The sequence below is a fragment of the Acinetobacter sp. ANC_7512 genome, from assembly GCF_056779935.1.
The window spans coordinates 145,590-167,566 of record NZ_JBWYIX010000007.1 but is presented as its reverse complement, the minus strand read 5'-3'; the positions used below and the strand labels follow the sequence as shown (position 1 = coordinate 167,566).

The 21,977-nt window shown below is 39.3% G+C and carries 23 protein-coding genes; 11 read left to right on the top strand and 12 right to left on the bottom strand.

Annotated elements, in window-relative coordinates:
* The coding region (locus tag AC1M9H_RS08660) for a hypothetical protein (protein WP_481613200.1) at positions 1 to 250 on the bottom strand (250 nt) is incomplete at its 3' end.
* Between the two features lie 371 nt (positions 251 to 621).
* Positions 622 to 1,746, bottom strand: a complete 1,125-nt coding sequence (locus AC1M9H_RS08655) for an endonuclease/exonuclease/phosphatase family protein (RefSeq protein WP_035264120.1) — start codon at positions 1,744 to 1,746, stop codon at positions 622 to 624.
* A 186-nt stretch (positions 1,747 to 1,932) separates the two neighbouring features.
* Here AC1M9H_RS08655 and asd point away from each other — a divergent pair, with 186 nt between their 5' ends.
* From asd to truA, 4 genes are all read left to right on the top strand, one after another.
* Positions 1,933 to 3,051 (top strand): aspartate-semialdehyde dehydrogenase, encoded by a 1,119-nt coding sequence (asd, locus tag AC1M9H_RS08650; RefSeq protein ID WP_035264122.1) that lies wholly within the window; start codon positions 1,933 to 1,935, stop codon positions 3,049 to 3,051.
* A 284-nt stretch (positions 3,052 to 3,335) separates the two neighbouring features.
* Positions 3,336 to 5,258: a hypothetical protein gene (locus tag AC1M9H_RS08645; RefSeq protein ID WP_481613199.1), complete on the top strand. Its 1,923-nt coding sequence runs from the start codon at positions 3,336 to 3,338 to the stop codon at positions 5,256 to 5,258.
* Between the two features lie 37 nt (positions 5,259 to 5,295).
* On the top strand, positions 5,296 to 6,273 hold the full coding sequence (locus tag AC1M9H_RS08640; RefSeq protein WP_481613198.1) for an asparaginase domain-containing protein: 978 nt from the start codon (positions 5,296 to 5,298) through the stop codon (positions 6,271 to 6,273).
* A gap of 8 nt (positions 6,274 to 6,281) precedes the next feature.
* The gene (gene truA, locus AC1M9H_RS08635) at positions 6,282 to 7,079 is read left to right on the top strand and encodes a tRNA pseudouridine(38-40) synthase TruA (RefSeq protein WP_481613197.1); all 798 of its coding nucleotides are present in this window, start codon (positions 6,282 to 6,284) and stop codon (positions 7,077 to 7,079) included.
* Between the two features lie 52 nt (positions 7,080 to 7,131).
* On the opposite strand, the gene AC1M9H_RS08630 is transcribed toward truA, so the two are convergent.
* Complete coding sequence (locus AC1M9H_RS08630) at positions 7,132 to 8,139, bottom strand: AraC family transcriptional regulator (RefSeq protein ID WP_035264130.1); 1,008 nt, start codon at positions 8,137 to 8,139, stop codon at positions 7,132 to 7,134.
* A 228-nt stretch (positions 8,140 to 8,367) separates the two neighbouring features.
* Here AC1M9H_RS08630 and infA point away from each other — a divergent pair, with 228 nt between their 5' ends.
* Positions 8,368 to 8,589 (top strand): translation initiation factor IF-1, encoded by a 222-nt coding sequence (gene infA / locus AC1M9H_RS08625; protein ID WP_004692529.1) that lies wholly within the window; start codon positions 8,368 to 8,370, stop codon positions 8,587 to 8,589.
* Positions 8,590 to 8,918: 329 nt separating this feature from the next.
* On the top strand, positions 8,919 to 9,272 hold the full coding sequence (locus AC1M9H_RS08620) for a hypothetical protein (protein WP_481613196.1): 354 nt from the start codon (positions 8,919 to 8,921) through the stop codon (positions 9,270 to 9,272).
* Here AC1M9H_RS08620 and leuB read toward each other — a convergent pair.
* The 4 genes from leuB to leuC all read right to left on the bottom strand — a co-directional run bounded on the left by leuB (position 9,265) and on the right by leuC (position 13,164).
* A complete protein-coding gene (gene leuB, locus AC1M9H_RS08615; protein WP_481596213.1) occupies positions 9,265 to 10,344 on the bottom strand; it encodes a 3-isopropylmalate dehydrogenase in 1,080 nt (359 codons plus the stop codon). The genes AC1M9H_RS08620 and leuB overlap by 8 nt on opposite strands.
* A gap of 30 nt (positions 10,345 to 10,374) precedes the next feature.
* The gene (locus AC1M9H_RS08610; protein WP_179998722.1) at positions 10,375 to 10,953 is read right to left on the bottom strand and encodes a hypothetical protein; all 579 of its coding nucleotides are present in this window, start codon (positions 10,951 to 10,953) and stop codon (positions 10,375 to 10,377) included.
* Between the two features lie 97 nt (positions 10,954 to 11,050).
* Positions 11,051 to 11,701, bottom strand: a complete 651-nt coding sequence (gene leuD, locus AC1M9H_RS08605) for a 3-isopropylmalate dehydratase small subunit (protein WP_481592412.1) — start codon at positions 11,699 to 11,701, stop codon at positions 11,051 to 11,053.
* Positions 11,702 to 11,715: 14 nt separating this feature from the next.
* On the bottom strand, positions 11,716 to 13,164 hold the full coding sequence (gene leuC / locus AC1M9H_RS08600; RefSeq protein WP_481613195.1) for a 3-isopropylmalate dehydratase large subunit: 1,449 nt from the start codon (positions 13,162 to 13,164) through the stop codon (positions 11,716 to 11,718).
* 234 nt (positions 13,165 to 13,398) lie between these two features.
* On the opposite strand from leuC, the gene AC1M9H_RS08595 reads away from it, so the two are divergent.
* Together AC1M9H_RS08595 and AC1M9H_RS08590 are read left to right on the top strand one after the other, a co-directional pair.
* Positions 13,399 to 13,635 (top strand): DUF2061 domain-containing protein, encoded by a 237-nt coding sequence (locus tag AC1M9H_RS08595; RefSeq protein WP_035264169.1) that lies wholly within the window; start codon positions 13,399 to 13,401, stop codon positions 13,633 to 13,635.
* A gap of 131 nt (positions 13,636 to 13,766) precedes the next feature.
* Positions 13,767 to 14,624: a LysR family transcriptional regulator gene (locus AC1M9H_RS08590; protein WP_035264171.1), complete on the top strand. Its 858-nt coding sequence runs from the start codon at positions 13,767 to 13,769 to the stop codon at positions 14,622 to 14,624.
* A gap of 68 nt (positions 14,625 to 14,692) precedes the next feature.
* On the opposite strand, the gene AC1M9H_RS08585 is transcribed toward AC1M9H_RS08590, so the two are convergent.
* Together AC1M9H_RS08585 and AC1M9H_RS08580 are read right to left on the bottom strand one after the other, a co-directional pair.
* A complete protein-coding gene (locus AC1M9H_RS08585; protein WP_481592415.1) occupies positions 14,693 to 14,944 on the bottom strand; it encodes a DUF2789 domain-containing protein in 252 nt (83 codons plus the stop codon).
* A gap of 184 nt (positions 14,945 to 15,128) precedes the next feature.
* On the bottom strand, positions 15,129 to 15,779 hold the full coding sequence (locus tag AC1M9H_RS08580) for an HAD family hydrolase (protein WP_481613194.1): 651 nt from the start codon (positions 15,777 to 15,779) through the stop codon (positions 15,129 to 15,131).
* A gap of 183 nt (positions 15,780 to 15,962) precedes the next feature.
* On the opposite strand from AC1M9H_RS08580, the gene AC1M9H_RS08575 reads away from it, so the two are divergent.
* Positions 15,963 to 16,433, top strand: coding sequence for an RNA pyrophosphohydrolase (locus AC1M9H_RS08575; RefSeq protein ID WP_035264177.1), 471 nt, complete (start codon positions 15,963 to 15,965; stop codon positions 16,431 to 16,433).
* Between the two features lie 98 nt (positions 16,434 to 16,531).
* Entirely contained in the window at positions 16,532 to 18,826 is a 2,295-nt protein-coding gene (ptsP, locus tag AC1M9H_RS08570; protein WP_481613193.1) for a phosphoenolpyruvate--protein phosphotransferase, read from the top strand.
* Positions 18,827 to 19,091: 265 nt separating this feature from the next.
* Here ptsP and AC1M9H_RS08565 read toward each other — a convergent pair whose 3' ends face one another.
* From AC1M9H_RS08565 to AC1M9H_RS08555, 3 genes are all read right to left on the bottom strand, one after another.
* A complete protein-coding gene (locus tag AC1M9H_RS08565; RefSeq protein WP_481596209.1) occupies positions 19,092 to 19,277 on the bottom strand; it encodes a DUF7230 family protein in 186 nt (61 codons plus the stop codon).
* 115 nt (positions 19,278 to 19,392) lie between these two features.
* A complete protein-coding gene (locus tag AC1M9H_RS08560; protein WP_481613192.1) occupies positions 19,393 to 19,941 on the bottom strand; it encodes a hypothetical protein in 549 nt (182 codons plus the stop codon).
* 102 nt (positions 19,942 to 20,043) lie between these two features.
* The gene (locus tag AC1M9H_RS08555) at positions 20,044 to 20,946 is read right to left on the bottom strand and encodes a LysR substrate-binding domain-containing protein (RefSeq protein WP_481613191.1); all 903 of its coding nucleotides are present in this window, start codon (positions 20,944 to 20,946) and stop codon (positions 20,044 to 20,046) included.
* Positions 20,947 to 21,063: 117 nt separating this feature from the next.
* On the opposite strand from AC1M9H_RS08555, the gene AC1M9H_RS08550 reads away from it, so the two are divergent.
* Positions 21,064 to 21,975, top strand: a complete 912-nt coding sequence (locus AC1M9H_RS08550) for an NADP-dependent oxidoreductase (RefSeq protein ID WP_481613190.1) — start codon at positions 21,064 to 21,066, stop codon at positions 21,973 to 21,975.
* The last annotated feature ends 2 nt before the right edge of the window (positions 21,976 to 21,977 follow it).

Below are 21,977 nucleotides of genomic sequence, written 5' to 3'. Positions count from 1 at the left end.
CTTTAGCTTCTTTAGCTTCTTTAGCTTCTTTAGCTTCTTTAGCTTCTTTAGCTTCTTTAGCTTCTTTAGCTTCTTTAGCTTCTTTAGCTTCAGTGTTCGCGACCTGTTCTTGAGATGCAACCGCATCCATCATTTTTTCATCAGCTTCTTGTGCAAATACGCTGGTGCTCATTAGTACATTTAACACAACGATTGAAGCGAAGGATTTGCTTGTAGTTATGTCTTTCATATTTTTAAGAAACAAAGTCATACCCCATCTGCTCAATATTTTCATTTTGGCAAATCATATCATTAATAAAAGATTAGAGCTGAATAACGAGATTTAATTCATTCGACCTGTATGCATATAAACGTTTAAATCCACCATAAACTAAAACCGAGTTCTACATCCTGTAAAACTCGGGTCGATGAGGTTGTGCTTTTCAAAAATCATATTATTGTTTTATTGGCTTTCCTTTCCTACATCATCTCCATGATGATTTTCCGTCGGCGTCGTCTTCCATATTGGGATCATTCCATTCCCACTCCCTGTGCCGATAAGCTTAGATTACGCTTAAGCTCGCTTCGTGACTATGGGTCAACAGACACATTCATTGTAAGCAATTTCTTACACGCATCTATTCACACTTGTTTGCCATCTTTATAATCTTGCGCAATCTCATCTGTCACTTGTTTCTCTTCTTTCTCAGCTTTCGCAATACCTTCTTGAATCGCCTCCTGAGCCTCTTGCTCATCAGCATCCGTCTGTTCTAATTCTTGCTGTACTTGCTCAAATTGTCGTCCAGTTTGTAAAACAACGTACACAGGAAAGTGATCCGAACCAATATGCGGTAATCGCTCCATTTTCACCAAAGCAAAATCAGTGCTGTGGAATACATGATCGAGTGACCATCGTAATAGCGGATAGTCCGCATGGAAGGTATTGACATAATGACGTCCAACACGCGGATCTAATAAACCACTGATACGTTGAAATAGTCGTGTGGTACGAGACCATGCCACATCGTTTAGATCTCCCATGACAATGCAACTTTCATCCAAGTCTTTAATTTGATCACCCACAATCAACAATTCAGCATCACGTAATGTAGAGTCTTTGGCTTCAGTTGGACTCGGCGGTTTGGGATGTAAACAATATAATTGAACTGGCTGTCCAGAACGTAATTTCACTGTGGTATGAATAGAAGGAATCTCATTACTCAGTATGAATTTGACTTCGGTATCACTCAATTCCAATTTACTGTAGAGATGCATTCCATAGAGATTATCTAAAGGTACTGGAACACGATAAGGATAATCCGCTTCGATGACTGAAAGTTCATTCTGCCAGGTTTGGTCTGTTTCAAGCGTCAATACGATATCGGGTTGATGCTGATGAATCTGTTCAATCAAACGATGATATTCTGTATTTGGTGTTAAAACATTCGACACAATTAAAGAGATTTGCTTTGATGGATCAAGTTGATCTGGTTGGACCTGTTTCACCTGTTTTTTCCAAATTAAGGTATAAGGCAAAACCATCTTCAATTGATATGCTAATGCAGCAATTAATCCAACAAATATGACTTGGCGTCTTAAATCCCATTCCCCATCCCAAATCAACAGGAGGATAAATGCGATAAAGCCTAGGGCTAAAATTTGTAGTCTTGGAAAATCGGCACCTCGAAACCACCACTCATCACGCGGAATCAAAGACCAAAAACTTAACCAAATCACAACAACAGCCAGTATCTCAATCCATAGCATAGCGCTTCTCTTTATATATTCTTAATTTTTCGATGATTCATAAATTTATATTAGTTTTGCATGTAACATAAACAAGATATATTGCACAATATATTTGCTGTTTTGATTGTGTACCACTTGCAGTTATACACTCTTTTGATACACTCGAACCCCCTTTTTTATTTTAACGCACCGAGGCAAAGTGACATGAAAGTAGGTCTGGTCGGTTGGCGCGGGATGGTTGGTTCCGTCCTTATGCAACGTATGGTTGAAGAGAATGATTTCGCTCATTTTGAGCCATTCTACTTCTCTACCAGTAATGCAGGTGGTGAAGCCCCTGCGTTTGGTGGTAAAACTGCCCCAGCACTTATGGATGCGACAGACATTAATAGTCTGAAGCAAATGGATGTCATTATTACCTGCCAAGGTGGTGATTATACCACTGAAGTTTTCCCTAAGTTGAAAGCTGATGGTTGGAATGGTTACTGGATTGATGCTGCATCTACATTGCGTATGGACGATGAAGCAATCATCGTATTAGATCCAGTCAACATGAATGTGATCAAAGACGGTTTGGTAAAAGGTACGAAAACATTTGTGGGCGGTAACTGTACTGTTTCATTGATGTTAATGGGTCTTGGTGGTCTGTTCCAAAACAATCTTGTTGAATGGGCGACTTCAATGACTTACCAAGCTGCTTCTGGTGCGGGTGCGCAAAACATGCGTGAACTCATCACAGGTATGGGCTATTTGTATAACAATACAAAAGATCTATTAGACGATCCACGTTCTCCAATTTTAGATATCGACTCTAAAATTGCTGAATTACAGCGTGGTGAAGGATTCCCTTCAGCAAACTTCGGTGTACCTTTAGCAGGTTCTTTAATTCCTTATATCGACAAACAGCTTGAAAGCGGTCAATCGAAAGAGGAATGGAAAGGTCAAGTTGAAACCAATAAGATTCTTGGTAATTCACAAATTGTACCTATTGATGGTCACTGTGTACGTATTGGTGCAATGCGCTGTCACTCACAAGCATTAACTTTAAAACTTCGTAAAGATGTTCCTTTAAATGAAATTGAAGACATCATTGCAAGTGCAAATGACTGGTCTAAAGTTGTGCCGAACACACGTGAAGCATCAATGACTGATCTTACACCTGTTGCAGTAACAGGCACGCTTACTGTTCCAGTAGGTCGTTTACGTAAACTCAATATGGGTAAAGAGTATTTAGGCGCGTTCACTGTTGGTGACCAATTACTTTGGGGTGCTGCTGAACCTTTACGCCGTATGCTACGCATCTTGATTGACTATAAAAATGCTTAATATTTAATAGTCACTTCAATAAAAAGCCGGTCTGATTAGATCGGCTTTTTTTATGCAATTTGAATTGATTAGAGCTTGGAGTGCTATTTGAAAGGAAATATTATGACATCGATACAAAAAACAGTTAAATTACAATCTCATCACTTCTTATTTCGAACATCTTGATCGATGCATAATGATGAACTGAGAATATAAAAAATCGAGATTAAAAACAGTCCAATATTTCGAGCACTCAGGTATTAGATTTGCAATAAATTCATTGAATTCAATGAAGGGGAAAAATTATGTTGTATGTCATTCCATTTGTCGTCTTGTTGTTAATCGCACTGGTGCTCAAAAAACGTGAGGATAAACAAAAAAATGGTGACACAGGATCAACAAAATCTAAAAAAAATGTGAGTGTAAAACGCGCTAAGAAAAGCCCTAAAACTCGCTCCACCCCACAACAAGCCTATTCACAGCACGGTCATGGCGCACCACAAGACTTAAGTGCTGAACCAGTGGCTGATGAACTTAAAGCCAGCATTGAATACTTAATTCAATCAGAAAGCTATATGTCAGCCGAAGCAAAAATCAATCAAGCATTGAATCGTGATCCTAGACAACATGAGCTTTACTCGTATTTGATTGATATTCACATCCTACAGAATGATGAATTTGCTTTAAAACAATTAAGTAATTATTTACGCTCCACTGGATTACATTACATTGCGGATGAAGCTGAAGACAAACTTAAAGCTGCAAAAGAAGCGGAACAGAATAAAGAAATTGCGAAAGAATCACGGGATATATCGAACACCGAGAATCAGCCTCGTCATGCTGCACAGTTTCATAGCACCAGTTTTATAACTGAAATCCCTGCAGTGCAATCAGAACAAGCCTTTGATCATCTCATCAAATCACAGGATGAACAACATAGCACTCAGGAAAGCACACCCACTGAAACAAATGAGACCACAGAGCAATCTTCTCTTCCTTCTCAAAGCTCAACATTTGTGTTTGAAACAGAACAATACCCACATCCCTTACAAGCCAAAGAGAAGAAAAGCACTCCTGAGGAAGAAACTGAGCATGTCTCTGCTGAACCTACTGCTCATTTTGTATTTAGCTCAGAACAGCTGGATTTAGCAGAAGAGTTTACGCTCAATAAAACCAATGAAGAAATCATTGACCAGCTCCCTTCTGATCAGGCTGAAAATCAGCAGGCAACTGAACAACAGACTCCATCGCAAAACGAGCATTTTGAACTCGATTTTTTTATGGAAGATACACCGCAACCAACCTCACAACACCCATTCGAGCAAGATGATGAGAAGACTCCTGCATCAAAAGAGCAAACACCTTTAGAATTTATCACGACAGATTTAACTTTCGAGCCAAATGCTCAAACACAGACTGAATCTGAAACAACCAATCAATCGACTGAAGATCGCGCCCCCTTAGAGTTTGATTTAGATTTCTCCAGTTTTCAGTCTGAAAATAAATCACAAACAGAATCAGTGCAGTCGACCGCTAGAGAGAACCGTGCTTCAGAAAATGAGTCCATCCAAAATCTCGACTTCACACTTGATTTAAGTCAAGAATGGGTTGAAAAAACAGATCTGTCTCATTCATCACTGAGTTCTTCTCCATCAGAAAAAAATCCACAAGAACTGAATATTGAAATAGATTCATTGGAATTTAGCTTTTCAGATCAATCGGAACAGTCTCCTTCTCAAACAACATCTAAGGATGAACTCACTTTCGATCTTTCAGATGATTTTAACTTTGATGCTGAAACATCTAGCTCAGCAAAAGTTTCAGAGCAAAGCGTGAATGATCAGAATTTAGATTTCGTGACTTTCGACTTTGAAGAAAATCTTGATTCAAAATCTACAGAAAAAAGCTCAATTGAACCAACAAACGAATTTAATTTTGACCTCAATTCTTCAGATGAAAATGTAGAAGTGCAACAGAGTCATTCGCATGAAACATCTGCGATAAACATGAATCCGAATCGTCCTGATGATCCTCTTGTACAACGTTTTCCTGAATTACTCAACGTTGATGAAATTCAACTTAATTTAGATTTAGCGGATCAATACATTAAATTTGGCGCGTTTGATGAAGCAGAAAAATTAATTACGGAATATGAATCGCATTACAATGACGAACAAAAAATGCGTGCAGCAAAACTCCGAGAGAGCATGGAATCTGATTCCAATTAATCTTAATATGAAGCAGTCTAATCAGGCTGCTTTTTTTATGAGTTCAAAAATAGCTTTAATCTATATGGGTGGGACATTTGGTTGCGTTGGTGAACCTTTAGCGCCTATGCCTGCTGCCGATTTTTTCCCGCAATTAAAAGAAATTTTGCCCGTTCAAAATCCAATAGAGCTTGTTCAGGCTCATGAGATTAAAGACAGTAGTGCATGTACGGCGCGTGATTGGTTGCTGTTAATCCAAAAAATTCAACAATTACAAGCTAAACAATTTCAAAAATTTATTGTCATTCATGGTACCGATACCATGAGTTATGCTGCGGCTATTCTTTCTCGATTTCTCCATGATACGTGTCGAGTCATTATCACAGGTAGCCAATTTCCTCTGCTCAATCATGCAGCGACATCTTTGCATCCATCGAGCGATGCTTTAGATAATCTGAATCATGCCATCCAATATATGGAAAATGTGTCTGATGGTGTTTACTTATGCTTTAACCATCAAATTTTTCATGCTAGAACTGCAGTTAAGACTCATCGCACGGCACTAAATGCATTTTGTGGTGAAGCATTTACAAATGTCATCAAGCCCATATCAAGTTCTTTTTTCAACATTACTGAGCAACATATTGAACGCTCGATACAACTCAATATTGCGAATCTGAGTCTTCGCCCCATTGAAATCAAATTATTCAATCAGCATTTAACGCGTTTTATCGACAATCCGCCTCATGTACTCATACTTCAAGCATATGGAACCGGTAATTTAGCAATTAATGCGGATACCACAGATATTTTGAAGCAGCTTCGTGCCTTAGGCTGCCATATTGTATTAAGTAGTCAGGTCCTGTTTGGAGAATTAGATCAACGCTATGCAATTAGCAGTTGGATTAAAGCATCTGATATTTTGATCGACGATACACTCAGTGATGCCGATCTTTATGCCAAAATTCTAAAAATGTATTTACAATACCCCTCCACAGATCAATGGTTACAACATTGGTATGATTCATCAAATTAGAGGTTCAAATGCCGCGTTTTGCAATCGGAATTGAGTTTAGTGGCGTTCGGTATCGAGGTTGGCAAACACAGCAACCTGGTGTGCCGAGCGTACAAGAAACCATGGAAAAAGTGTTGAGCAAAATTGCTGATGAACCCATCATTTTGCATGGTGCGGGTCGAACAGATGCAGGTGTTCATGCCACAAATATGGTGGCTCACTTTGACACAAATGCAATACGTCCAATTCGTGGCTGGCTTATGGGGGCTAACAGTACACTTCCTAAAGATATTGCCATCCAATGGATTCAAGAAATGGATAGTGATTTTCATGCACGCTTTAAAGCGCAGGCTCGCCGTTATCGTTATGTCGTTTATAACAGCCCCATGCGCCCTGCCTTACTCCACAAACAAGTAACGCATGCTTATTACCCACTGGATGTGGATAAAATGATTGCTGCAGCCTCAAAATTTGAGGGTACTCATAACTTTGAAAGCTTTAGAGCTGCTGCGTGTCAATCCAACCAGCCTGTACGCCATGTGAGCCATTGCAAACTCATCAAACACGGTGCTTACCTCGTTCTAGACATCCAAGCAGATGGTTTTTTACACCATATGGTTCGCAATATTATGGGCTGTTTACTGGAAATCGGTCAGGGCATGTACGACATTGACCATATCGATGAAATATTCGCAGCAGAAGACCGTAAAGCAGCAGGGATCACAGCACCACCTGACGGCCTTTACTTTATCCAAGCACACTATCCTGCAGAGTTTAACTTGCCTAAAGTACCCCTAGGCCCTCATTGGTTAAACATGCCTGAATAGTTTTTTATTTTGAATTGAATAGAAAAAAATCCCTTCAAAAGAAGGGATTTTTTTAGCGCTGTTTCCGCTTACGATATTCAACAGGTGTCTCATTGGTCCATCGTTTAAAGGCACGATAGAACGTACTTGGTTCCGAGAAACCCGTCAGATAGACAATTCTCTCTACGCTTTCATTGGTGTTTGCCAAAAGTTTTTTAGCTAAACGACAACGATAGTCAGATAAAATTTGCTGGAAGCTTGTATTGGCTTCACTGAGCTGTGTTCTCAAACGACGTGGGGTAATATTCAACTGAGCCGCCACAGTTTCTAGCGTTGTTTCTCCACTCTCAAGTGTAGAACCAATGGCACGGCGCACCTCACCCACTAAATCGTATCGAGCCAACTCCTGTAATTTTTCAATCGCCAACTGCTCATGTAGTTGAAGTAATTCTGGCTCGGCTTGCCAAAGTACATAATCTAAAATTGCAGGATCAAAATAAAGTCGCGTTTCTTTTTGACCTAAACTTACCGGGCACTCATATACACGGAAATACTCATCGTCTGAAGCACCCTCGCTAAAGTTAAAATCGATATATATAGGTTGAAAACGACCTTCAGTAATAAATTTGAAGAATCTTAAAATGCCTGAAATCGCGCACTCAGAAAAATGACGATTGACTAGGTTTTCAGAGAAAGGTTGTTCGCCATTGGTTAGGTAGCAACGATCATCTTCAATAACCAATTTGGCATGAAATGCATCACTGATTAGACGTTGATACGCTAAAGCCCTTTTCAGGCCTTCGCCAAAATTTTCAGATGAAATAAAAAGATGTTCAATCACTTGACCACGATAAAGTGGTAAATGCTCACCTAAATGTAGACCAATGTCTGGATCTTTACTGACTTCTTCGGCAGCAACCCAGAAAGCGTACTGCGCGCTTAAAGGCGTACGCGCATTTTGATCTACTTGATTTAAGGCCACACCCGCTTTTGTTAAAATTTCTTCTGTGGGCAATCCAGCACGACGAATTGCTTGATAACCTAATCGTAGAACAACCGAAGCATCAGTTAGCTGACTCACGCAGTGCCCTTCCTTGTATGTTATTAATATTTACTTAAAACTTATGAATTAGATTACAGTCGATTGACCAAACTGACAACATAGTTAAGCATTTTTTTGTTTAAAAATTTTATTTGTTTGTTCGACAAGTTTGACCATAGAAACGCCGACTGAACTTGGTTTAACCTTGTTTTTTTCTAAAATTTTGCCTATAATTTGCGCCTTTCCAATTTGATCATCAGGTAGGCTATGGCCAATAAAGAGGAACTTATCGAGTTCGAAGGCGTTGTCACCGAAACGCTTCCTAATACTATGTTCCGTGTACGTTTAGAAAACGGTCACGAAGTAATTGCACACATTTCTGGTAAAATGCGTAAACACTATATTCGTATTTTGACTGGCGACAGTGTTAAAGTTGAAATGACACCTTATGACTTATCTAAGGGTCGCATTACTTACCGTGCACGCTAAGTGTTAGTAAGCGAAAAGCCACATTGAGTGGCTTTTTTGTTTTTGTACTTTTATTTTATGAACTACAGGAGATTCACTCTACTAAAGCAATCGTCTGTCTTTGTGAGAAGACCAATACTCATATGTTATAGAATAATTAAACTCACTATTTATTCATTCACTATCCAATCAAATATACCAACAAAGCCCATTTACACATTCAACATAAAAAATCTTCGTATCGCTCCACTATTTCATGCATTAAATCAATTGTGGTTTTCGCTCATTTGCATATTTACACTTTTCCTATTAACGACATGCCAAACAGCAAATTTTCAGAACAAAAAAATATGAACACTTATATTTCACAATTTGTAGGGCAAGATATCCAACATATGCGTGAAAATATCAATTTGAATTCTTTTAACATTAAACTGAAGCCTAATCCTGTGATTCGAGATGAGCGGGAAATTTTCAGTTTTGAACGTATAGTCAACACCGCGATTCCAATGGGAAATTCGATGAAAGATGAAAATGGTTTTATGATTCCTGTACAGACAACTTCAGTAAGTCAGTACTACGATAACCTAATGACTTGCTCAAGTGTTTTTAGCTTAAAAAAACAATATCGCTTTCAAAAGCTCGGCAATAAAAAAACGCAGCTCATAGGCTGCGTTTTGAATGAATCAACTGAAATTAGTTAAGCGCTGCAACAACTGCTTCACCCATTTCAACTGTCCCGACCTTCTTCATGCCTTCAGACATAATGTCAGCTGTACGTAAACCTTGGTCTAAAACATTCCCTACTGCATCTTCAATCGCTTTTGCTGCAGCTTCTTGACGGAACGTATATCGAAGCATCATTGCAACAGATAAAATTGTTGCCAATGGGTTTGCGATATTTTGACCTGCGATATCTGGTGCTGAACCATGACAAGGCTCATACATCCCTTTACCATTTTCATCTAAAGAAGCTGATGGCAACATACCGATTGAACCAGTCAACATCGCTGCTTCATCAGACAAGATATCACCGAACAAGTTACCTGTTACGATCACATCAAATTGTTTAGGTGCACGAACCAATTGCATTGCTGCATTATCGACATACATATGTGACAAGTTAATGTCAGCATACTGTTCAGCATGTAACTGAGTTACTGTTTGTTTCCAAAGCTCAGTGACTTCAAGAACATTCGCTTTATCAACTGAACACACTTTACCACCGCGTAGTTTCGCCATTTCAAACGCCACTTTAGCAATACGTTTGATTTCTGACTCTGCATATACGTCGGTATTAAAGCCTTGCTTCTCACCATTCTCTAATTCACGAATACCCCGTGGTTGACCAAAGTAAATACCACCAGTTAATTCACGGACAATTAAAATATCTAAGCCTGAAACAATTTCAGGTTTCAAACTTGAAGCATCTGCCAATTGAGGATACAAGATCGCTGGACGCAAGTTAGCGAAAAGGTTAAGTTCACTACGTAATTTTAATAAACCACGCTCAGGACGAATTGAGCGCTCAATTGTATCCCACTTCGGACCACCCACAGCACCTAACAAAATCGCATCTGCTTTTTTTGCTTGTTCAGAGGTAACTTCTGGATAAGGTGAACCATGCGCATCAATTGCAGCGCCACCCAATAAACCTTGTTCCCATGTTAAATCTAGATTAAATTTTTCATTGACACGGGTGAGGACCTGTTCAGCTGCTTTTACAATTTCAGGACCAATGCCGTCACCAGCTAAAATCAAGATTTGTTTAGACATGAGATTTTCCATTTGTAAAGTTAGTATGAACTAACGTGTTTTTAAATTTTTTTGTTCCACAAACTCACCTAGTCCATTGAGAACATTATAGGGTTTGCAGAAACGGCGAATAGTTTGTTGCTCTTGCAACAAGTCAACACATAATGGCTCTGGTGCAGAAGCATCAAGTAAACTTTTCTTCCCACTGCTTCGATCTCTAAACATTACAAATCGGTAATCTTTTTTTGCTTCGAAGCGATGGATGACATTAATAGTTTCTGCTTTTTCCTCTGAAATCGGATAAAAGCGAACCACCACTTCATGCAGTCCAGCAGGAACTGAAAGATATAAGGCTTGCGGATCTTTCAAAGAGCCAGCATTTAATCGCACAATACCTTGCTTGATCGCACGCTGATCTAATCTTCGAGATTGAGCATCAACAATGGGATGCTCATCGAATCTTTCAAACTCACAATTCAGCGTTCCTGAGCAATAAATCAAAGCATGATTTCTGGTTTCAGGCGTTTCTTTAATCTTTTTCAGTTGTAATCGGTCTACGGTCTGACAAGCGGATAAAACGGCGACAGACAATCCGAAAAACGCATAGCGTAATAAAACTTTTGCCTTCATTTGTGCCCAACCTCACCAAACGGCGCAAAACTAAAAGAATAATTTTGCACCGATATTAGCAAGACTTGAATCAGAGCACTATAGCTTTAAGTATCAGTTACGCTTTGATTTCTTGGAATACCCATGGGCGAACAGCTTTAGTTCTTTCCTCATAAGCACGAATATCTTCTGCCGCTTGTAACGTTAAACCAATATCATCTAAACCATTCAACAAACAGTGCTTTCTGAATGGATCAACTTCAAATTTAAATGCTTCACCAGATGGTGTACGCACTTCTTGTGCTTCAAGATCAATCGTTAACTGATAACCTTCTTGTGCTGCACACTCTTTGAATAATTGATCCACAATCTCTTCAGACAAGATCACTGGTAACATGCCATTTTTAAAGCTGTTGTTGTAGAAAATGTCTGCATAGCTTGGTGCGATTACGGTACGGAAACCATATTCTTCTAAAGCCCATGGCGCATGTTCTCGGCTTGAACCACAACCAAAGTTGGCACGTGAAATCAAGATTGAAGCACCTTGATAACGTGGTTTGTTCAACTCAAAATCTGGATTCAAAGGACGTTTTGAGTTGTCTTGCCCCAAGTAGCCTTCATCTAAATAACGTAACTCATCAAACAAATTCGCGCCGAAACCTGTACGCTTAATTGATTTCAAGAACTGTTTTGGAATAATTAAATCTGTATCGACATTGGCACGGTCTAAAGGTGCAACGATACCTTGTTCAACGGTATATTTTTTCATGTTGTTTGCTCCTCTTAGAATGAACGTACATCAACAAAATGACCCGCAATTGCCGCTGCTGCTGCCATCGCTGGACTCACTAAATGTGTACGACCACCATTACCTTGACGACCTTCGAAGTTACGGTTTGAAGTAGACGCACAGTGCTCACCCGGTTGTAATTTATCTGCGTTCATTGCTAAACACATTGAGCAACCCGGCTCACGCCATTCAAAACCAGCTTCTATTAAGATTTTATCCAAACCTTCAGCTTCTGCTTGTGCTTTGACTAAGCCAGAACCCGGAACAACCATCGCTTGCTTAATCGTGCTTGCAACTTTTTTGCCTTTTGCAACTTCAGCTGCCGCACGGATATCTTCAATACGAGAGTTGGTGCAAGAACCGATAAATACGCGATCCAATTTAATATCAGACAATGCTTGACCCGCGGTTAAGCCCATATATTGATAAGCACGTGTCCAGTCGTTGCGTTGTACGTCATCTTTCGCTTGTTCTAATGTAGGAACAGCTGCAGATACTGGAATCACCATCTCAGGAGATGTACCCCAAGATACTTGTGGCTCAATCTCTTCACCTTGTAATACAACAACAGTATCAAAGTGCGCACCTTCATCAGAATGCAATGTATTCCAATATGCAACTGCTTGATCCCACTGCTCACCTTTAGGTGCGTATGGACGACCTTTTACGTATTCAATGGTTTTTTCATCAACAGCAACCATACCAACACGTGCACCGCCTTCGATTGCCATGTTACATACTGTCATACGGCCTTCGATCGACATATCACGGAATACTTGGCCGCCAAACTCAATCGCATGACCAGTACCACCAGCAGTACCAATTTTACCGATAATCGCTAAAACCACGTCTTTTGGTGTTACGCCTTGACCTAATTTACCGTCAACACGCACCAACATGTTCTTCATTTTCTTTTGAACTAAGCATTGGGTTGCCAATACGTGTTCAACTTCTGATGTACCAATACCGTGTGCTAAACAGCCAAATGCGCCGTGTGTTGCAGTATGTGAGTCACCACACACTACTGTCATACCTGGTAAAGTTAAACCCTGCTCAGGACCAACTACATGTGCGATCCCTTGGCGGATATCGTTGATATCAAACTGTGCAACATTAAACGTTTTACAGTTGTCATCTAAAGTTTGTACTTGGATACGTGATGTATCATCTTCAATACCTGCAATACCTTCAGAACGCTCTTTCGTTGAAGTCGGAACGTTATGGTCAGGTGTCGCTACGTTAGCACTTAAACGCCAAGGCTTACGACCTGCAAGTTGCAAGCCTTCAAAAGCTTGTGGTGAAGTTACTTCATGCAACAAGTGACGATCGATATAAAGTAAAGAAGAGCCATCATCGCGTTGTTTAACTAAATGATCGTCCCACAATTTATCGTACAACGTTTTTTTTGTTTGAGTTTCTGCTTTTTGGGTTTCGCCTGCCATGTCGATTTGCTCCACTGGACTGGGTAATTCTGTCATTAATTACGATTATAACGGCCTATTCACATAAATCTAATTTATCATTTTTATTAGTTTAAAAACTTTTTAGAATCAATTTAAACACAAAAACCATCTATAAAAACGATTAATTTAAAAATAATATTCGCTTTTACAGATTAAATAAGAATGCTTATCATTTAAACATCTCCAAGATCACCACCAACTGAGGATGTTCACATGGCACATATTCAAAAATTTGTTGAAGATAATCAACGCATGTTCAAAAAAACATTAAGCTACTACATTATGCACATTACGGTAGCCATGATTGTAGGCTACCTTGTCACAGGCAGCATTTGGATGGCAATTACTTTGAGTTTACTTGAGCCTACTGTACAAGCCGTGGCTTATTTCATTCACGAACGCGTGTGGGAGAAAAAAACGATACAACAGGAAGAAAATATCGTCGCATAGTTTCACCTGTGATCCTCCTCATCTAAGCCGCACTATGCGGCTTTTTTTGCAACAGTTTATGAAGAATTACTTCGCAATAGATATAAATTTATTTTATAATTAAATAATATTTTCATAACCGAGTTTAAATTATGAATCTTGCTGCCTTTGAAGCTTTTATAAAAGTCATGGAAACGGGTTCGATTTCTATGGCAGCTGATCAACTATTTATCACTCAGCCCGCTGTTACCAAACGTATTCATAGTTTAGAAGATTATTTTGGTGTCAAATTATTTGAATCTGCTGGCCGAGGTGTACAAGCCACCCATGCGGCTCATTCCCTGCTTCCTAAAGTTAAAAATTGGTTAAATGAACTAGGTGATATTCATCACACCTTAAGCCACGACCAAAATCAGATTAAAGGAAAGCTTAAAGTTGGTACCAGCCATCACATTGGATTACATCATTTACCGCAACATTTAAAAAGCTATGTTCAGCAATATCCTGATGTGACATTAGATGTGCATTTTGTAGATTCAGAACAAGCTCATGAAAAAGTGTTAGCTGGTGATCTTGAACTGGCATTCTTAACCTTACCCCCAGTCCTAGATGAACGTTTAAAATATGTTCCTTTATGGAGTGATCCTTTGGTTTTCGTTGCTGCAGTTTTTCATCCATTGGCAAATATGAAAAATTTAAGCCTTGAAGATCTCATGCAGTATCCAAGTTTATTACCTGCAGCTCAAACATATACAGCGCAGATCACCCTTGCAGAATTTGAAAAAAATGGATTAAAACCTAAAGTGTCCATGAGCAATAATCCGCTTGAATCCATTCGCATGTTGGCTTCTATTGGGTTAGGTTGGTCTGTCTTGCCAAGTACTTTAGTCAATCAAGACCTGGTCAGACTGGATATTAATTTAGAAATGCAGCGTCAATTGGGTATGGTTTGGCATCCGGGACGCACCCAATCTAAGGCAGCCAAAGCATTGGTTGATTTAATGAAATAATTTCAGCACTCGATATTTAAAAGTCATCTAATCAGATGACTTTTTACTTTTTAAGACAAGTGAGCTACTTAAGCTTTTTTCTTCAATGAATCTTCATGTAAAGACTCATTGAGCTGATCGATAATTAATGCCCATGAACCATCTGAACATAATTTTTCTTTCAAAAATTGACGTTGACCTTCAGACCAAAAACTTGCTTCAGTCAAAAAGGTTTCAGCTTCTAACTGATGTGTTTCAATAAATTCTGCAATAGCTTGCTCGCTAGAATCCAATCCTAATTGCTCAAATAAGTTGGTCATTCTTGGCTCTGCATTTATCATCGTATATTCCTTATGATTTTGATTAATTTTAAGTTAGTTGTTTGCGCATAAGGTATCACTAAGGGATGAAAACGTCTGTAAATTTATGCTGAATTTCATCTCAAGTTATTTCAATGCTGATCAATGAAAAAAAGCCATTGATACAATGGCTTTAGCAATTTTTAATTTTGAGAATAAAACTGTCTTAAATGGACCAGTCTTGGATATCCCAACCCTGCTCTTTAGCCAATGCTTCAAGACGATCATCTGGATTGACTGCAATCGCATGATCCGCATATTCCAATAAGAATCGATCATTAATGGAGTCTGAATATGCCCATGATTCAGTAACTTCTCGTCCCTGGAGCCATTGATCTAATCGTGCCAATTTACCTTTTTGATAACAAGGAATATTAATGACTTTACCCGTATATTTACCATCAACCACTTCTGCATTGGTTGCAATAATTTCTGTAATACCAAATTCACGAAAAATAGGTGCAGTAATAAAATCTGATGTTGCGGTAATTCCTACTAATTGATGCCCAGCATCTTGATGACGTTGAATCACTTTATAACCTTCAGGGCGCATTTGAGGTCGAATCACTTTTTGCATAAAAAGCTGATGTAAGTCCGTCAAATACTCATTGTTATGTTGCGTTAAAAACTCAAATACGAATTCGTTGTAGGCAATTGGATCAAGTTGTCCCGCTTTGTAATCTTCATAAAATTTGTCATTCATGGCGCGATGTCGAACTGGATCAACCAAGCCTTCATTGACTAAAAACTCGCCCCAAGAATGGTCAGAGTCGGTATTTAACAAGGTGTGATCTAAATCAAACAACGCCAATTTCATGAAATTACTCGTTCAAACTGAAATTTAAGAAAAAAAATGTAAATCTATCTCCGCTAGTCGATAGAAATTCGTTAAGATCATAGCAATTTTAAAACATTATTACTTTGAACTTTTCGAGTTGGGCATAGAGAGTGGATGCCCCCGAACCCAAAGTCAACGAATTTAATAAATTTTAGGTGCCAAATGATCGACTCAGAAGGTTTCCGACCGAATGTCGGGATCATTTTGGCAAATGATATTGGACAAGTTTTATGGGCAAAACGCATTGGTCACAATGCTTGGCAATTTCCTCAAGGAGGCATCCAATTTGGTGAAACTCCAGAACAGGCACTTTTCAGGGAACTCCGTGAAGAAGTCGGGTTATTGCCGGAGCACGTCCAAATAATTGCTCAGACCGAAGGTTGGTTACATTATCGTTTGCCACTTCGCTACATCAGATCAGATTCTGATCCTGTGTGTATCGGACAAAAGCAAAAATGGTTTTTATTGAAATTAGTCGCGTCAACGAATCATATTCAGTTGAACTTAAATGATCCGCCAGAGTTTGATCAATGGCAATGGGTCAGCTATTGGTATCCACTAGGCCAAGTGGTGAACTTCAAAAAAGATGTTTACCGTCGTGCCATGTTGGAATTGTGTATGCATCTGCCATAGCATGATTTATATTAAACATTGAATTTAAATGTTTGATTTTTATTTCGACTATTTGAATAATCACCATAATTACATCCCTTTAAGAGGAGCACCGCTACATGTCGAACATGCAATTAGACTCTTTACGGCGCATTGTCCAAGAAATCAATGCGTCTGTCAGTTTGCATGATTCGTTAGAAATTATGGTCAACCAAATTTCCGAAGCAATGCATGTAGATGTGTGCTCTATTTATTTACTTGATGAACGTAACCAACGTTACGTTCTGATGGCTTCCAAAGGCTTAAATGCTGAATCTATTGGCAATGTCTCACTGCAATTGGGTGAGGGTTTGGTCGGGCTCGTTGGACAACGCGAGGAAATCGTCAATATCGAGAATGCGTTTAAGCATGAGCGTTTCGCGTATTTTCCAGAAACGGGTGAAGAGATTTATAACTCTTTCCTTGGCGTTCCTGTCATGTATCGTCGAAAAGTCATGGGTGTTCTCGTGGTTCAAAATACTGAACCACAAGACTTTAGCGAAGCTGCTGAATCGTTTTTAGTCACACTTTGTGCACAACTTTCTGGCGTTATCGCGCATGCGCATGCAGTTGGAAATATCGATGTTTTCCGTAAGCCAAATAATTCTCCAACCTATAAAACATTTCAAGGATCATCAGGTGCAGGTGGTATTGCATTAGGTCGTGCACTTATTCTTTATCCACCCGCAGATTTAGGTTCAGTACCTGACCGCGAAGCTGAAGATATCAGTGAGGAGCTTGAATTACTCGATCATGCGGTTGATTCTGTTCGTAAAGAAATTCAATCACTTGATGAAAAAATGCAAGATTCTTTGATGTCTGAGGAACGTGCATTATTTAGCGTATTCTTGAGAATGTTGGATGAGAATGCCCTGCCTGCTGAAATCAAAGAGTTAATCCGTGATGGTCACTGGGCTCAAGGTGCAGTTAAACACGTTATTGATCGTCATGTGGCAATCTTTGCACAAATGGAAGACGATTATTTACGAGAACGTGTTGCAGACTTAAAAGACCTTGGACGTCGCATTTTAGCAGCACTTCAAGAAGATGATTTAAGTCACCGAGAACTGAGTAATGACAGTATCATTGTGGGTGAAGAAATCAGTACGGCAGCATTGGTTGAACTTCCTGTCGATAAGATTGCAGCGATTGTGACGTCTGAAGGGGCTGCCAATTCACATATGGTGATTGTGGCACGTGCTTTGGGTATACCGACAGTCGTTGGGGTCACCGAACTTCCGGTGACTACCCTTGATGATGTGGAAATGATTGTTGATGCCTATCAAGGACGTGTATTTATCAATCCACCACGCCGTTTACGTCAACGTTATCGTGACATCCAAAAAGAAGAAGAACAAATAGCCAAAGATCTTAAACAGTATGAAACCAAAGATGCCATCACTCCTGATGGTGTTGCAGTACGCTTATTTGTGAATACAGGTTTAATGATTGATGTCGTGCGTGGTGTACAACGTGGTGCCAAAGGTGTCGGACTCTATCGTTCAGAAATTCCATTTATGTTGCGTGATCGTTTCCCGGGTGAAGAAGAGCAACGAGCGATTTACCGTCAACAACTTAGTCACTTTGCCAATAAACCAGTCGTGATGCGTACTTTGGATATTGGTGCAGATAAAGATTTACCTTATTTCGAAATAGAAGAAGAAAACTCAGCATTAGGATGGAGAGGGATTCGTTTTACCTTGGATCATCCTGAGATTTTCTCTTCACAAATTCGTGCGATGTTAAAAGCCAGTGTTGGCTTGAATAATTTGCATATTTTGCTGCCAATGATCACCAGCGTCAGTGAAGTAGAAGAAGCGCTTTATATTATTGAGCGTGATTTAGCTGCGGTTCAGGAAGAAGAACAAGTTAAAATTAATCGTCCTAAAATTGGCATCATGGTGGAAGTACCTAGTGTTTTACTTCAAATTGGTGAGTTTGCAGAATTAGTTGATTTCTTCTCAGTGGGTTCGAATGATTTAATCCAATATTTGTTGGCAGTCGACCGTAATAACCCACGTGTATCGAGTGTTTATTCTCACTTCCATCCCTCAGTGCTTCGAGCATTGCAACGCTTAGTTCAAGAGTGTCATAAATATGACAAACCTGTCAGTATTTGTGGTGAAATGGCTGGCGATCCACTCTCAGCAATTTTACTGATGGCGATGGGCTTTAATACACTTTCAATGAGTTCGAGCAATATTCTCAGAGTCCGTAAAGCAATTTGTCATGTTCCAATGGTAGATGCGCAAACGCTTTTAGATGAAGTGGTGAAAATGAATAATCCACTCATTGTAAAAAGTTGGATGGAATATTATTTCCGTCATCATGGTTTAGCGGATATGGTGAAATCGAATCGTATTGTAAATGCCTAATATGAATCTCGGTTTAAGCAGAGAAAGAGCTGAGTAACAACATGATCAATTGGCTTTTTTTATCTTCATGTTGTTCGTAGCGATCTCGGTAATTCTATTTCATTTATATATTAGTAAATTAAAAAGTAGTTCAACACCTAACAAACCTATTTCAAATCATACGCTAGGTCATGACTCAACGATGAATTCTGAACACCAAATGAGCGAATTATCATCACATGTTGATATAGATTGCGGTGGAAGTATCGGTGGAGCAGACTAACCTTCACGTGTTTAGGCATATAAAAAAAGGGAGATAATCATTCGAACATCTCCCTTTTTTGTGCTTGCTGTAGCCACGTTTTGCATCTTTCTTACGATCTATAAACACTTGGCTTTTGTTGACCTCATGCATATGTTTCGCCACAAAGTTGTGAATCACAACCTCTGGCAATGCTTTTTTCTTTGCCATTTTATATTACCTTCAGTTTAACCACCCTAGATGATGGGAAAGCGATATTACGCTTTTTTGTACATTTTACAAGCATTGAATTACCTTTTTCAGATATTTTTAAAGTTGATTTAATTTAACAATCTACAATCATTTTTTTCGACTTATAAAACTGTTCATAAGATTCTAAATTTGTGAGCCAAGGTTGGATAAGTTCTAAGTTTCTTACATTAGATCTCTGCATTTCAGATAAACTTTGGCTTGTGTAATTTTGTTCAATTATTTTTTGGCTATAGGCTTTTACAAATTTCATTTGTAAACAAAGCGCTTTTACACTGCTCATATCACTGGAAGAATACTGTACATAGCGCTCTAAGACACTAAAGAGACTTTTACCTTCATTTTGTGAATGAAGCATACTTAAATTGTTTAAATCTTTAATAAATATTTCATCATTGACAGGATTTAGGATTAAACCTTGATCAAATATAGCCTGATAAATACGATTTCTATCAGCTATATCTATCCAAAAAAACGCAGACAGAACTTTTTCCGCAAATTGTAATCTTGATTGTTCTGTTTGCTGAGGATAAACCTTAAAAAAATAATATAATCCTATAAAAATTGTACATGTTAGAACTACTGATATTAGTCGCCAATTATTCTTTTCTTTTGTAATACTCATTCAAAATCTCAATGTACTATTAATTATGAAAATGAGAATTGTACGCAAAGTATCTTTATAAACTAATGACTGCGTCAGCCACGTCCTAATATTTATATACCATTAACGTAAATTCTGCGTGACTTGCTTTAACCAATCTAACAGATGTCGTACCGCAGGTCGCATGCCACGTTGACCCAAATGCACCACATGGATCAAACTTGGGACTGCTTCAGACTCGGCACCAACTTCAATCAATCGTCCCAATGCCAAATCCTCCTGCACGTAGACTTGAGGAATCATGGCGATTCCTAAACCTTTCAATACAGCTTGATGCATCATCTGCATATCATCCACAATTAATTTGGGTTGCGTTTTATACTGAATGGTTTGACCTGTGATCTTATGCGTGAGTTGCCAATAGGCATATTCACCATTGCCCTTCCATGCAATGACAGGCACATGTTTTAAAATTTCATCAAGTTGACCATTAACTTGATCTTGCCATTTCGGATGAGCCACCATGAGTAAATTCATTTTTGCCAACAATACAGGCACATAGTCCAATGGATAATCTAAACTGGTTCTCGCACGAATCACAAAATCAACATTTTCATTGTGGACATCAACTGCCCGATTTGAAACTTCAAGATGGATTTTAACTTTGGGATAAGTCTCCATATAACGCAAAATTTCATCGCCCAACTGATGAAAATGCAACAGCGAGGGCGGAATCGCAATCCGAACCAAACCATTCGGTTCATGCTGTAGATGCTCCACCATCATCACGGCATCATCGACTTGCGCAAAAATCTCGATACAACGCTCATAGAGTATCTGACCTTGCTCCGTTAAACGAAAACTGCGAGTGCTCCGTTCAATCAGCCGTGAAGACAAGGCCTCTTCTAACTCCATAATATGTCGACTGAGCGTGGCACGAGACTGACCCGTTTGCCGATGTGCTGCTGAATACCCGCCTGCACTGACCACATCCCTAAATACTCTCAAACTGTTTAAATCCAACATATCGCTCTACTTGTATCATTTTTGGAATAATTATGCTTATTTTTAGCTCTTCTCAATATATTTGTACAGACTACAATTCAAATATTCCCATATGATTTAAATAAAAAGGATATGAAAATGAAAAGTACAATTTTGATTGCAAGAGAATACGGACAAGCTGATGTTCTCGAATTCGTTGAAAGTCAACTTCCTCTTTTAGCCGCAGGCATGGCACGCATCCAAGTCAAAGCAGCTGGAATTAACCCAATTGATGCCCGTCGTATGACAGGTGAATTCAAGCATGCGCAAATGCCGCAAGCCTTTGGAACTGAATATGCAGGGGTGATTGTAGAGATTAACGGTGAGCAGAGCCCATGGAAAGTGGGTGATGAAGTCTTAGGTTCTGGTGCAGGATTCACTCATGCTTCTGTAATTGATGTTCCGATTAATTTTTTAGTGGCGAAACCGCAAAATCTTGATTGGGCAACCGCAGGGACTTTAGCGGGTGTGGCTCAAACCGCCATGACCATTTTAGATGAAATGGGCCCAGTGAAATCCCTCTTGATCCATGGTGCCTCAGGCGGTGTTGGTTCGATTACTGTTCAATTAGCCAAAGAAAAAGGCATTGATGTTGTCGCGACTGCATCTGCGAAAAATCAGGAGTATTTAAAAGAATTAGGTGCAACACCTGTGGTCTACGGCGATGGTTTAATTGAGCGTTTAAAGGCGTTACACCCTGAACCTTTTGATGCATCGATCGATTTAGCCGGAAATGAAGAAGCCACTCAAGCCTCTTTAGCAACAGTGAAGTCTGGCGGGTTTATGGGATCAACAGCTGGCCGCAAACTGTCCTCTTCCAAAATCCAAGCAGTATGGGTCAAGAAAAAACCGTCTAATTTGAAATACGTGGTAGATCGTGTTGCTGATGGTCGTTTCAGTTGGGTGGTGAGTCGCCAGTACCCATTCCATCAAGCAGCTCAAGCCTATGACGATATTTTGAATGGTCACACTCGTGGTAAAAGCGTGCTGATCTTTGATGAACAAATTTAAAA

Coding starts and splice junctions, on each gene's coding strand:
- AC1M9H_RS08655 (WP_035264120.1), bottom strand. CDS start 1,746: ATGCTATGGATTGAGATACTGGCTGTTGTTGTGATTTGGTTAAGTTTT.
- asd (WP_035264122.1), top strand. CDS start 1,933: ATGAAAGTAGGTCTGGTCGGTTGGCGCGGGATGGTTGGTTCCGTCCTT.
- AC1M9H_RS08645 (WP_481613199.1), top strand. CDS start 3,336: ATGTTGTATGTCATTCCATTTGTCGTCTTGTTGTTAATCGCACTGGTG.
- AC1M9H_RS08640 (WP_481613198.1), top strand. CDS start 5,296: ATGAGTTCAAAAATAGCTTTAATCTATATGGGTGGGACATTTGGTTGC.
- truA (WP_481613197.1), top strand. CDS start 6,282: ATGCCGCGTTTTGCAATCGGAATTGAGTTTAGTGGCGTTCGGTATCGA.
- infA (WP_004692529.1), top strand. CDS start 8,368: ATGGCCAATAAAGAGGAACTTATCGAGTTCGAAGGCGTTGTCACCGAA.
- AC1M9H_RS08620 (WP_481613196.1), top strand. CDS start 8,919: ATGAACACTTATATTTCACAATTTGTAGGGCAAGATATCCAACATATG.
- leuB (WP_481596213.1), bottom strand. CDS start 10,344: ATGTCTAAACAAATCTTGATTTTAGCTGGTGACGGCATTGGTCCTGAA.
- AC1M9H_RS08610 (WP_179998722.1), bottom strand. CDS start 10,953: ATGAAGGCAAAAGTTTTATTACGCTATGCGTTTTTCGGATTGTCTGTC.
- leuD (WP_481592412.1), bottom strand. CDS start 11,701: ATGAAAAAATATACCGTTGAACAAGGTATCGTTGCACCTTTAGACCGT.
- leuC (WP_481613195.1), bottom strand. CDS start 13,164: ATGGCAGGCGAAACCCAAAAAGCAGAAACTCAAACAAAAAAAACGTTG.
- AC1M9H_RS08595 (WP_035264169.1), top strand. CDS start 13,399: ATGGCACATATTCAAAAATTTGTTGAAGATAATCAACGCATGTTCAAA.
- AC1M9H_RS08590 (WP_035264171.1), top strand. CDS start 13,767: ATGAATCTTGCTGCCTTTGAAGCTTTTATAAAAGTCATGGAAACGGGT.
- AC1M9H_RS08585 (WP_481592415.1), bottom strand. CDS start 14,944: ATGATAAATGCAGAGCCAAGAATGACCAACTTATTTGAGCAATTAGGA.
- AC1M9H_RS08580 (WP_481613194.1), bottom strand. CDS start 15,779: ATGAAATTGGCGTTGTTTGATTTAGATCACACCTTGTTAAATACCGAC.
- AC1M9H_RS08575 (WP_035264177.1), top strand. CDS start 15,963: ATGATCGACTCAGAAGGTTTCCGACCGAATGTCGGGATCATTTTGGCA.
- ptsP (WP_481613193.1), top strand. CDS start 16,532: ATGTCGAACATGCAATTAGACTCTTTACGGCGCATTGTCCAAGAAATC.
- AC1M9H_RS08565 (WP_481596209.1), bottom strand. CDS start 19,277: ATGGCAAAGAAAAAAGCATTGCCAGAGGTTGTGATTCACAACTTTGTG.
- AC1M9H_RS08560 (WP_481613192.1), bottom strand. CDS start 19,941: ATGAGTATTACAAAAGAAAAGAATAATTGGCGACTAATATCAGTAGTT.
- AC1M9H_RS08555 (WP_481613191.1), bottom strand. CDS start 20,946: ATGTTGGATTTAAACAGTTTGAGAGTATTTAGGGATGTGGTCAGTGCA.
- AC1M9H_RS08550 (WP_481613190.1), top strand. CDS start 21,064: ATGAAAAGTACAATTTTGATTGCAAGAGAATACGGACAAGCTGATGTT.